At 43.0% G+C, this 12,054-nt stretch carries 8 protein-coding genes; 3 read left to right on the plus strand and 5 right to left on the minus strand.

The features are described 5' to 3' along the window. Positions 1–23: 23 nt before the first annotated feature. From R7Q41_RS08510 to R7Q41_RS08520, 3 genes are read right to left on the minus strand one after another with little or no spacing between them, the layout of a single operon-like run. A complete protein-coding gene (locus R7Q41_RS08510) occupies positions 24–959 on the minus strand; it encodes a biotin-dependent carboxyltransferase family protein (RefSeq protein ID WP_170893224.1) in 936 nt (311 codons plus the stop codon). After that, on the minus strand, positions 956–1,639 hold the full coding sequence (locus tag R7Q41_RS08515) for a 5-oxoprolinase subunit B family protein (protein WP_213903787.1): 684 nt from the start codon (positions 1,637–1,639) through the stop codon (positions 956–958). The genes R7Q41_RS08510 and R7Q41_RS08515 overlap by 4 nt, the downstream gene beginning before the upstream one ends. Next, on the minus strand, positions 1,639–2,394 hold the full coding sequence (locus R7Q41_RS08520) for a 5-oxoprolinase subunit PxpA (protein ID WP_005386314.1): 756 nt from the start codon (positions 2,392–2,394) through the stop codon (positions 1,639–1,641). Before R7Q41_RS08520 ends, R7Q41_RS08515 begins: the two co-directional genes overlap by 1 nt. Before the next feature lie 319 nt (positions 2,395–2,713). Between R7Q41_RS08520 and R7Q41_RS08525 the strand changes: the two genes are divergently transcribed. Next, a complete protein-coding gene (locus R7Q41_RS08525; RefSeq protein WP_086047409.1) occupies positions 2,714–4,672 on the plus strand; it encodes a diguanylate cyclase domain-containing protein in 1,959 nt (652 codons plus the stop codon). A gap of 54 nt (positions 4,673–4,726) precedes the next feature. Then, positions 4,727–5,743, plus strand: a complete 1,017-nt coding sequence (gene galE, locus R7Q41_RS08530) for a UDP-glucose 4-epimerase GalE (RefSeq protein ID WP_005376309.1) — start codon at positions 4,727–4,729, stop codon at positions 5,741–5,743. Positions 5,744–6,078: 335 nt separating this feature from the next. On the opposite strand, the gene R7Q41_RS08535 is transcribed toward galE, so the two are convergent. Then, positions 6,079–8,217 (minus strand): TonB-dependent hemoglobin/transferrin/lactoferrin family receptor, encoded by a 2,139-nt coding sequence (locus R7Q41_RS08535; protein ID WP_005376305.1) that lies wholly within the window; start codon positions 8,215–8,217, stop codon positions 6,079–6,081. Positions 8,218–8,448: 231 nt separating this feature from the next. Between R7Q41_RS08535 and R7Q41_RS08540 the strand changes: the two genes are divergently transcribed. Next, a complete protein-coding gene (locus R7Q41_RS08540; protein ID WP_017634152.1) occupies positions 8,449–9,336 on the plus strand; it encodes a LysR family transcriptional regulator in 888 nt (295 codons plus the stop codon). Positions 9,337–9,413: 77 nt separating this feature from the next. Here R7Q41_RS08540 and R7Q41_RS08545 read toward each other — a convergent pair whose 3' ends face one another. Next, positions 9,414–12,047: a bifunctional acetate--CoA ligase family protein/GNAT family N-acetyltransferase gene (locus tag R7Q41_RS08545; protein WP_213891335.1), complete on the minus strand. Its 2,634-nt coding sequence runs from the start codon at positions 12,045–12,047 to the stop codon at positions 9,414–9,416. Positions 12,048–12,054: the final 7 nt, after the last annotated feature.

Here is a 12,054-nt window from a genome sequence, read left to right on the forward strand (position 1 = left end):
TGTGTTTGGGCTCAGTGGTTGTATTAATACCCAAAAAACTGAGCCCATTGGCACCATACTTCTTGCAAGCCTAGTCTATCTCCTTTCACAAAATTGACTTTTTGTCCGGGTTTCGCCTGTGCCAGTCTAGGTAAGTCAATACGAGCTACGCAGCCAAATTTAGGATACCCGCCAATAGTCTGGTGATCGTTGAGCAGCACAATAGGGTTACCATCGCTAGGTACTTGAATTGAACCTAATGCAATTCCCTCTGATAGGACGCCTTCGTAAGGTGGACGAATGTTATTGCCCTCAAGACGGTAGCCCATGCGATTCGAATTGGGGGAGATGATGAATGCTTTGTTATAAAATGCTTGGCGAGCCTCTTCATCAAAGTCCTCGTTCTGATAGCCTTCAATCACTCTCAACTTAATAGGTAAGTTGTAATCTGGCTTAAAACGAAACGTCATTTGCCTTGGTTTACGTTTCGGTAAGTTATGAGGGACAAAGGGAAGAATATCGCCAGCTTTCAAAGCGCCACCATTTGAATCATAACCACCTAGAGATTCTCGCGAGACGGTCGATGCGCTTCCTAAGTGCTGAGCAACATTGAATCCACCTTTAACCGCTAGGTAGGAGCGAAGTCCATTCCTTGCGACTCCGAACTGAAGCTTCTGTCCTTTTTTCAACGTAAAGTCAGACCAATTTGAAATAGGTTCACCATCTATTTTTGCATTTAAATCACCGCCACATATAGCAAGGTGGCAGTTATGCAAGGCAATAAAACAAGCGTTACCCAAAGTAATTTCAATCGCAACGCAATTGACTACGTTACCAAGCAAATGGTTGGCCCAGCTGTAAGCATAGTCGTCGACCGGCCCACCTTGAGTCACACCGACATGCGCTAAGCCAAAACGACCAAAGTCTTGAACTAAAGAGAGCGGTCCTGGCTTTTCCACCAGTAATCCACCGTAACTCATAGTACGCCTCCTAAATCGATAAACTCTTGTTTTGAAATAGCATTAAAGGTGACCTTGTCACCCACTTCAAACGGTATAAAAGGAGGATAGTCGGAGAAGAGCGCAAGCGGGCTTTTACCAATAATGTTCCATCCGCCAGGACTATCTGATGGATAGACGGCCGTTTTAGAGTCTGCGATTCCTACACTTCCGGCCGGCACTTGAGTTCTTGGTGTGGCAAGCCTTGCCATGTGCAATTGAGTATCAACGTCAGAGAGAAATGCAAAGCCTGGAGCAAAGCCAATTGCAGAAACCGCGTACTCGGTTTTCGTATGCAGGGTAATAAGATCGTCTAATGACAGACCTCGCTTTTGAAAACGAGATAGATCTAACGCGGTTTCTTCAGAGTAATATACAGGGATAGTAATGTGATTCGGCTGGGAAAGCTTAAGTGATTGAGTATCAAACTGGCTCACGATTTGTTGCAGCTCATTGACTAAGTTTTTTTCGTTGATTCGAAAAGGTAAGTAATCAATGAGAATAGTTTGATAGGAGGGGACAACGTTCATAACAATTGAAGCGAAAGTTTCTCTTATGCTGCGAGCAAGCTCTCCGACTGCATTTTCAGAAATACTCTCATCAAACTTAATGAAAATACTGCACTCGGAGATCAAAGAGATATTAAATTTCTCTTTATGCATTAATTTCCTCCAGCGTATAGGCTTTGGCGGATCTTTTGGATCAGCGCGATCGACTCTTCATTGTCACCATGAACACAAATTGTGTCGGCTTCCAATAATATGTAACCGCCTGAAGCGGTTTTGACACGCCCAGAGTCAGCTAAGGTCCGGACTTGCTCAAGTATCGCGTGCTCGCTTTTTAACACGGCATTGGGCTGTGTTCTAGGAGTCAGTAAGCCGTCATCTTGGTATAAACGATCTGCAAATGCTTCAAATAGCAAGGGAACATCATAATCGTCTGCGATTTCTAAGTATTTTTCGTTTTCCTGTGAAGCTAGGATCATTAACGGTACTTTGAACAGTGCTGCCGCCTTTACTACCGCTCTAAATATCGCATCACTTTTCATCATGTCGTTGTATAGAGCACCATGAGGCTTTATGTAACTGATGTCTGTGTATTGCGCCCGGCATAATGCTTGTAAAGCACCAACCTGATATATAACCATGTTCGTAATTTCATCACCCGTCATGCTTATGCTTCGTCTGCCAAAGCCTTGTAGGTCGGCGTAACCTGGGTGTGCGCCAATATCAACATCGTTGTCATTCGCTAGGGTGATAGTGTCGTGCATGACATTAGGGTCGGAGGCATGAAAACCACACGCGATGTTCGCCATATCAACATGGGGCATCACGTCTTCATCTGCGCCCATACTCCAAGAGCCAAAGCTCTCGCCCATATCACAGTTCAATGTAAGTTGCTGTTTATTCAATGTCATACGTTTTATTTCTACACAAGCAATGGGTTTACGATGCAGGAAAATGCATCTAGGTTCAGTGACTCACTTCATTCTTCTATCATGAAAACGAGGCTTTTTGAGCAGATAGGTGACGAAAAAGATCACGTTAGTCCATAAAGATGTTGCCGTTATTTGAGTTGATCCGAATTTTGAGGTATTTCGTTTCTTTTCCATCCAATTTTTGAGAATTTAAGGTTATTTTGCATTAGCATCGTGTTAATCTTGTCGCCCTTCATGGGTGATAGATTGCATAATGGTTCTTCTGTCATTTTTGTGGTTGTCTGCGACAGGAATATATATGTCATTACGAGCGAAGCTTATTTGGCCTCTTCTGGTCTTTTTAACGGCTATCTTTGTTATCTCAAAAGGTTACACCTCGTATACTGTATACCAATCGTCTAAGCATGAACTGGTCGAGCAGACAAGAAAGCTGATTAACAATGTTTCTTTCTCAATTAAAGATGCGCTGACAACAAAGGACAAGCAAAAAGCTCAAACTATTCTCGCCAACTTTTTAAACCAGCCAAATGTAACGCGGGTCAAACTTTACGACCAAGATGACCAACCATTCGCTGTTATGGAGATAAGTGGGGCACTAGCACCCGTTCCAAGTCAAACCGAAAGAAGTAGGTTGCACGCTCTAGGCTATGCCTTATCAACCAAATTTCTTTATGTTCTAGAGCCGATTATCCATGATGGCTATGTCATTGGTAGCATGAGAGTTACGCTTTCTCATCGCCCAATTGTAGAAGCCATACAATCTATACTTCAAGATGGCGCTTTACTTCTTCTGTTTCTGATCGCTGGTGGCACTGTTTTTTACATAAGTATCGAGAGGCTTGTTCTCAAGCCCGTGATGGAACTCAACCGCGTAATAGAGAATGTGACACACGGACGAAACACGGAACATCAAGCTCGCTATTACGCCAAGGATGAAATTGGAGACCTCGCGAGCTCTTTCAATCAAATGATGAATAGGTTAACAGTACGTGAGAAGCAGCGGCAACATTCGCTAGACACACTAGAACAAAAGCGCGCATTTTCAGAAGAGGTTATCGAATCTGTTCAGCATGCATTAGTTATTACAGACAATTCCGGACGTGTTATTCATTGTAATACGGCGACCCAGCAAATATTTCAAAAAAAATTAGATGAACTTAAATATGCCAATATTCGTGATCTAATTAAAACCAAAACACCGAATGAGCTGAGTCAGATCCTGAGTCGAGGCCTAGAGTGCGATGATATTCACCTCAAAAATGCAGATAACGAACAGCAGTTGAGCCTAACCAGTCGTCGCCTCTCGACACATGAATACTTACTGTTTTCGATTCAAGATATCACCGAAATTGAAGAAGCCATAAACCGGCAACGTGTTGCGGGACGCGTTTTTGAAAGCAGCCAAGATGGTCTCATTGTTCTTAATCATCGCGGTGTCATTACGATGGCAAACCCTGCCGTCACTAAGTTAGTCGGCTTAGAGGTGGATCAGCTTATTGGGAAGTCATTCATCCAAACGCTAAAGTGGCGCAAGTTACAGGAAATGATGCCTAGTATCATCGAGTCGATAGAAAATTATGGCGTTTGGCAAGGTGAAGTTATCGAGAAGAACCATATTGGTCAGTTTGTACCGATGTTTGCTCGAGTCAATCGTATCGTTAAGTGTGAAGACTATGGTTTCTATGATCTGGTTATTGTTCTTACCGACCTTTCCGGCGCAAAAGAGATGGAACGATTGGAGCATTTAGCTCATCACGATGCTTTAACGGGGTTAGCCAATCGATCTAAGTTCCATTTAGAGTTGGAACAACTAGTACAACGCTCTGGATACTTGCGTGACGAATTTGCAGTTTTGTACCTCGATCTGGATGGATTTAAAGAAGTTAACGATACCTACGGTCATGATGCAGGTGATGAAGTTTTGAAAAAAGTTTCCGAGCGTCTAACATCTGCGACGAGACATAGTGATTTAATCGCAAGACTTTCTGGTGATGAATTTGTCATGTTGGTTAATCCCGCCAATCAAAAAGTGGTCACCCGAATAGCAGAACAGTTGCTCGAGAGCATATGTGCTCCAATTGAGTACAAAGGTCACTTACTCAAAGTTGGCGTTAGTATCGGCGTAAAATTAGTCGGCGTAAATGAGCGCGATGCTACTCGAGTTTTAAAAAGTGCGGATACGGCAATGTATCAAGCAAAGAAAGCCGGAAAAGGCCAAGCAATATTAATGGGATGCGAATTACAAGAGACAGTTTAAATCGTAACGTCAAAGCTTTAAACTAACTCAATTCGCGTCAGAAGGAATAATAAAATGAAAGTACTCGTTACGGGTGGTATGGGCTATATCGGTAGTCATACGTGTATTCAAATGATCGAAGCTGGCATGACGCCAGTGATTCTAGACAACCTGTACAACAGTAAATCTACGGTATTAGATCGAATTGAAAAGGTATGTGGTGTAAAGCCAACCTTCATTAAAGCCGATATCAGAGATAAATTGGCGATGGTAGAAGCACTAAAGTCGCACAATATTGAAGCTGTTATCCATTTTGCAGGTTTAAAGGCCGTCGGTGAGTCTGTAGCAAAACCTCTAGAGTATTACGACAACAACGTTAATGGCACTTTAGTATTGGTTGATGCAATGCGCGAAGCCGGAGTTAAATCGTTGGTATTTAGTTCATCAGCGACTGTATACGGTGATCCTGCATCTGTACCCATCACAGAGGACTTTCCAACTAGCGCAACTAACCCATATGGTCGCAGCAAGTTAATGGTGGAAGAGTGTTTAACCGACTTCCAAAATGCGAACCCTGACTGGAGCATTACACTTCTTCGTTACTTTAACCCGGTAGGTTCACATCCAACAGGCGAGCTAGGTGAAGATCCTCAAGGTATTCCAAACAACTTAATGCCGTTTGTTTCTCAAGTTGCGGTAGGGCGAAGAGAGTTCCTTTCTGTGTTTGGTAGTGATTATCCGACCAAAGATGGCACAGGCGTACGTGATTATATTCATGTAATGGACTTATCCGATGGTCACGTTGCTGCATTAGAAAAAGTAGGTAGCAAAGCTGGCCTTCATATCTATAACCTCGGTACTGGTAACGGCTACAGTGTACTGGACATGGTGAAAGCATTTGAAGCCGCAAGTGGTAAAGATGTCCCATACCAACTTGTTGAGCGTCGTCCAGGTGATATTGCAGAGTGTTGGGCGGATCCATCAAAAGCGATGAATGAGTTAGGTTGGAAAGCAACTCGCACTCTAGAAGAAATGACTGGCGATACATGGCGCTGGCAGTCTACTAACCCTCAAGGTTATCCAGACGCCTAATCTTTAATTTACATAATAGTAACAAAAAGGCGCGTGATTGCGTCTTTTTTGATCCAAATCGGAAAAAATCGTAAATTACTGGTTAAAAGGTAGCAAGTATATATAGAGCTGTTAAACTATGCCCGACTCTTAATTTGGGTTATAAATTTTCTCATAGCTATTGGGGTAGTTCATGGAACTCGGTCTGATCATCACTTTCATCATTGTAGCAGCAGTAATGGTGAAAAAAGAGATGGCAAAACAGTAAACTTTCATTTTTCATACTTTTCTTTACATTTTTGAAATGAAAGCCATAAAAAAAGCCAGCATTACGCTGGCTTTTGTGTTTTTAAGGTTTAGAACTCGTATTTAACACTAATGTTGTAATTACGCTCAGCTTGCGTTTTGTCTCGACTTAACTCAGTCTTACCGCGAACATCGTTCCAAAGATGGTATTCTTCATTCGTTAGATTCATAACACCAGCACGAATGGTTATATCTTTCATTGGTTTGTAGTACGCCGTTAAGTCAACGACTGTCGCAGACGGCAAAGCAACTTGGTCTTTGATTCCGCCTTTATCACCATCTGAGTTGATATCACTGTTCGATTTCTTAGCCGTGTAGTTTACTTTTAGGCTTGTCCCCCAAAGTGCATTTGGTGAATCGTAATTTACAGCAGCCACGGCATTCCATGGGTTTACACTGTTCAAAGGATTACCATCACCATCTTCACCTTCTGTGTATGCTGCAACAAAGCGAGTTGTTACGCCTGATGGAAGACCGGCAATAGCATGCCAATCAAGACGGTTAGAGAGCTCAACCCCTTTAATGTTTGCTTCACTAATATTGATATTTGTGAATTCAGTTAAACCACCATTGTTTGATGACGTTTGCTCAATAAAGTCACTGTAATCACTGTAGTAGAACGCTACTTCAGTTGCCGACGCTGCAGTGTTATGACGGTAACCAAGCTCATAAGACAAACTCTTTTCAGATCCCAAATTTGGGTTAGGGCGGTTGGTATAGCCATGAGCCGGATTATCGTAGGTGTAGTAAAGCTCGTCGAACGATGGCGCTCGGAACCCTTGGCTCACTTGCGCGAAGATCGTGCCTGGTTGCGATATAGAGTAAGTTGCTCCTAAACGACCAGTTAATGCAGAGTCGCTAAACTTCTCGAATGACTCTTCAGAAGTATTTGAAGGATTAGTAGAGAAGTAATCGTAACGCACACCTGGAGTCAGAATTAGCTTGTCATTAAGAAGCGAAATTTCATCTTGCAAGAATAAACCAAAGCTTTCTTCTTTTGCATCCGGTGTGTAAACGTAAACAGTATCTGGCGTGCCAGGATCGGAATTAAACTCGCGATTGGTATTACTGATGTCACTATGTTTGTACGATATTCCGTAAACAATATAGTGATTTTGAATCTCTTTATCTAACTGAGTTTCGAATTCAAATTTGTCTTCAGTATATTCGTAATCTTTTTTCTGTTGGTTGTCACCACTAGGCGGTACGTAAGGTGGGTAACCAGGGCTGGCTTCGATAAAGCGATTAGAGACGCCGTTTTCTTCTTTACCAATCCATGTAAGCTTGGACGTGATCGTATCCGAGATAGCTGCATCTGCAAACCAAATGTGCTTGAGCCCAATGCGATTTTGCTTGGTTGTGTCTTCAGCGTTGAAGTTTTTGTAACTTTTATGTGCGATCTCTGAGTCAGTCTCGTTGTAAATAACTTCTCCCAAGAACTCCAAGCGATGAGCGTCATTCAATTGAGATTGAAGTTTTACCAATAGATCGTTTTTGTAATAATCTTGGTTGTCCACAGAATAGTTATCGTAAGGCGCCTTAGAGAAATTTTGTAGCTCTGCACCATCACGGCGTGTAAAGGCTATAAGTGCTTCTGTATTACCGAAACGCTTTGCTAAAGCTACATGCTCACTAAAAGAGTTATCTTCCGATGAATAAGAGAGTTTAGCTTGACCACCAAAGTCTTTACCATCTTTGAGGAAATCCTTCGGATCTTTTGTTTCGAATGCGACAACACCGCCAATTGCATCACTACCATGTAGGCTAGAAGCTGCTCCTTTAACAATTTCGACACTCTTTAGCATATCGGGGTCGACAGTAACGGCACTAGAATTGATAAACGAATATGGTCCACCGCTGAATACACCTGGTTGAGATGCACCGTCTACTAAGATTTTAACTCGTTTACCTTCCATCCCGCGAATGTTAATACTTTGGACGCCTTGGCGTTGAGTGCCATTAACAGTAACACCTGGCGTATACTCGAATAGATCATTCAAGTCCTTTACCATGTTTTCTTCGATGTCTTTCTCTGATACAACAGCAACAGAAGCAGCAACAGTGTTTATGGTTTGGTTGGTACGGGTGGCCGACACAACGACTTCTTCAAACTTAGAAGCTTCTTCCGCATAAGCAGTATGGGAAAGGGCAACTAAAATGGAGGCTGACAAAATTGATTTTTTATACATTGGCTTCAATACCTTAGATCCATAATAGGTAACAACACGCGGATATTAATGGATCTAAATGGTAATTACTATCATTACCATTGTCATTTATTGATTTGTATTGAATCTTCTTCTTAGGCTATGAGCATTCCTAGTCTTTAGTTATCAATATGTTATATTATTTGTCGTTAGTTCTTGATAAGTTCATCCAAATACAACGAATGTGATGAATATCACATTAAGAGAGGCCGTGTGCAGAGTCCAATTACATTAGAAGCACTCCATATTCTAGATGCTATTGATCGAAGAGGGAGTTTTGCTGCTGCTGCGAATGAGTTAGACAGAGCCCCGTCATCGCTGAGCTATCAAATCCAGAAACTCGAGCAAGATTTAGACATTATTATCTTCGATCGCTCTGGTCACAAAGCCCATTTTACTGAAGCAGGTAAGCTTATTCTTGAAAGAGGAAGAGCCATTTTACAAGCCAGTGAAAAGTTAGTGAACGATGCAACGTTATTGGCGAATGGCTGGGAACTGGATATTACCATTGCCTTTGATGGCATTATTCCTATATCCAATTTTTTCCCGATGGTTGATGCGCTGGCCGAGGTCAGCTCAACTCGAGTCAGGCTGCAAGAGGAGATTCTGGCTGGTAGCTGGGAGTCTTTGAATACGGGGAGAGCTGATTTACTGATTTGCCCATCACTGGATACGCTTCCTCAAGAAGTTAAGTCAGAAAAAATTGGTAAAATGAGTATGTATTGGGTAGCTTCCGCTGATCACTATGTTCACAAGCGTAGTGGTAAGTTTGATGAAGCAGCGCGAGAAAAGTATCGGATTATTGCTATTGCAGATACCGCACGTGAGCAACCCGCGCTCTCAATTAATATCATTCAAAAACAGCCTCGCTTGACTGTCACCAACTTTACGGCAAAAGTAGAAGCGCTAACTGCAGGTTTAGGCATTGGTACATTACCAAGCCAAATTGCACAACCTCTTATTGATAGTGGTGTATTGAAACGAATCGAAGGCACTGAAGAACAGCCGATGGATATTATTTTGGCATGGCGCCGGAACACTATGGGTGAGGCAAAATCCTGGTGTATTCAGTACTTAAAAAAGAATTGGAAACTAAAGTAACAACGTAACTTTTACTTCTTAGATTCCCATTGATTATCGAATGTAAGAAGTAAAAGTCATCGCTAATGCTGCGCTTTTCAATTTAAAGGGAGCACCATATCTGCCGTACCGTCTGCAAACTGGACATCGATCTCAAACCCCAAGTTCTGAGCCAACATCAACATTCCTCTGTTTGTTGGCATGGTCATTCCAGACATTTGCTTTGTGCCTTTAACTTTGCAATAGCTGATTATTTTCTGCATCAGCACTTTGCCTAAACCTTTTCCTTTCAAATCTGAACGAACCAAAATAGCAAACTCAGCGTCACTATTGTCTGGTGTAATCAATGCGCGGGCTACCCCTATGATAGACGGTCCGTCAGTATTAAACGCTACCGCAACAAACGCCATTTCGCGGTCGTAGTCGATTTGAGTAAAGTTTGCCAAAGCCTCATGGTTGAACTCTCCAACTTCAGAAAAGAAACGCTTATAGAGATCTTCTTTCGATACGCTATTAATGAATTGAGCATGCAGCGGCTCATCCTCTGGCAAGATAGGGCGAAGCAGGATAGGTTGGCCATCTCGAAGCGTCACCGTTTCGACAAACTCTGCCGGGAAAGGGCGAATCGCTAGCCGTTTTTGGGCGTCTCCTTCGTATTTACACAGTGTGACATCTGCATCAAGGATAGTTAAATCGCTTCCGGACACTAGTACTGGATGGATATCCAGTTTTTGTATTTCTGGTAACTCAACTGCCATTTGGGAGATACGAACCAAGAACTTCGACAACTCAGTAATATCGAGCGCATCTTTGTGTTTCTGCAGGCGAATCTTTCCAGACTTTAGGGCAACAACGACAAGGTAGCGCGCAAGCGTCATGTTCAAAGGAGGAAGTGCAGCGACGGCATCTTGAGCGATATTCCACTCAGAGCCGCCTTGACCAAGCAAGATCACTGGTCCAAAGACTTTATCTACTGCAATACTAATCCGTAGCTCTTCAGCGCTGCCGAGCTTTGCCATCCCTTGTACCAACAGCCCATGTACATTGGCGGAAGGGTAGCTGAGCTTTACGGTATCTAAAATGGATAGCGCTGCGTTGGAAACTTCTCGACTGTTTCTTAAATTTAGAGCGACACCGTGAACATCCGATTTATGAGGAATGTCTGGAGAACGCAATTTAACCGCAACAGGATATCCAATATTTTCTGCCATATGAACGGCTTCAATGTCGTCAGATGCAATCCACGTCGGCAAAACGTTAAACCCGAACAGCTTAAATAATGGGCTGGTTTGATGCGTATCTAAGGTGACTGTGTTTTTATCCAGTAGTCGTTCGTTTACCCATTCTTTTGCTGAACTCACACTTCCAGAATGTAATGGCTCTGCCGTCGTTGGCGTTTCCATTAGTTGTTTCTGGTTTCGTCTGTATTCGACCAAGTGCATGTATGCTACAACCGCACTTTCAGGTGTTCTATAGGTTGGAATGCCTGCTTGAGTAAAGGCCAGTCGCGCTTCTCTCGACGTTTGTTCTCCTGACCAGTTGGTCAAGATATTAAAATGCTTATGCCGAGGGTGAGATTTGATGGCATTAATAACGGCTTGAGCAGTTTCAAGAGGATCAGAAACAGCAGAAGGACTATGCATAATCAATATCGCATCTGCACAGTCGTTATTCATCAGTGCGTTAATGGTATCAATATAGCGTTTTTGGGTTGCGTCACCAGACAGATCAATTGGATTTCGAGCACGCCAGTTGGATGGAAGTACTGCTTGTAATTGCTCAATGGAAGCGTCATCAAGCGTTGCGAGTTGGCCACCACGTTCAATCAAAGTATCAACGGACATAACAGCAGGGCCGCCGCCATTGGTGATGATCGCTAAACGCTCTCCACGAAGTGGCACAGAATGCGTGAGTGTTTCAACCGCGGCAAAAAGCTCATGCGTATTGCTGACTCGTAACATACCAGTTCTGCGAATAGCAGAATCGTAAATTACGTCAAGTGTATCTCCGTCTTGCTGCTCAAAAGTATTCATCTCTTTAGAGCGGCCCGCTTTTAGCACCAATATACGTCGGTTACGTGAAGCGGCGCGCGCAGCAGACATAAATCGGCGAGCGTCTTGGATATTATCAACATAAAGCAGAATAGCTTCTGTGTTTCCATCCATACTCAAATAGTCGAGCAAATCTGCAAAATCGATATCCTGTCCGCGCCCAATCGAAATGAACGAAGAAAAACCAATGTTCTTATCATTTGCCCAGTCTAAAACAGTGGTACAAACCGCCGCGGATTGTGAGATGAAAGCAATTTTTCCGGGTTTAGCTGCGACAGGGGAAAACGTGCAGTTAAAATTGTGCCAAGGAAGGATGATACCTAAGCTGTTTGGGCCTAAAACTCGAATGTTCAATGATGAAATATCTAAAGGCTTAGGGTCATCAGAGATAACAATCGCAAACGGTGTGCCTCTCTCATCTAGCTCTTTAAGCAACTGCTCGTTACGTGAAACGTTCGTACACAAAATTGCAATATCTGGCGTATAGGGCAGGGAAGCTACATCAGGGTAAGCGATCACGCCAGATACGGCTTTATATCGCGGCGTTACTGGCATAATCGCGCCACCAAATCCACTTTGTAGAAGGTTGCGCATCACAACATGTCCTGCTCGCAATGCTTTTTGAGATGCCCCAATAACGGCCACAGAGTTGGGTTTAAAGAGTTTATGTAGTTTATTCATGCTGACT

Source organism: Vibrio sp. 2096 (genome assembly GCF_033339595.1).
GTDB classification, from domain to species: Bacteria; Pseudomonadota; Gammaproteobacteria; order Enterobacterales; family Vibrionaceae; genus Vibrio; species Vibrio alginolyticus.

What these genes read in the sequence shown, in the direction of transcription:
- R7Q41_RS08525 (WP_086047409.1), top strand. Translation starts at nt 2,714, where the DNA reads ATGTCATTACGAGCGAAGCTTATTTGGCCTCTTCTGGTCTTTTTAACG.
- R7Q41_RS08515 (WP_213903787.1), bottom strand. Translation starts at nt 1,639, where the DNA reads ATGCATAAAGAGAAATTTAATATCTCTTTGATCTCCGAGTGCAGTATT.
- R7Q41_RS08520 (WP_005386314.1), bottom strand. Translation starts at nt 2,394, where the DNA reads ATGACATTGAATAAACAGCAACTTACATTGAACTGTGATATGGGCGAG.
- R7Q41_RS08535 (WP_005376305.1), bottom strand. Translation starts at nt 8,217, where the DNA reads ATGTATAAAAAATCAATTTTGTCAGCCTCCATTTTAGTTGCCCTTTCC.
- galE (WP_005376309.1), top strand. Translation starts at nt 4,727, where the DNA reads ATGAAAGTACTCGTTACGGGTGGTATGGGCTATATCGGTAGTCATACG.
- R7Q41_RS08545 (WP_213891335.1), bottom strand. Translation starts at nt 12,047, where the DNA reads ATGAATAAACTACATAAACTCTTTAAACCCAACTCTGTGGCCGTTATT.
- R7Q41_RS08510 (WP_170893224.1), bottom strand. Translation starts at nt 959, where the DNA reads ATGAGTTACGGTGGATTACTGGTGGAAAAGCCAGGACCGCTCTCTTTA.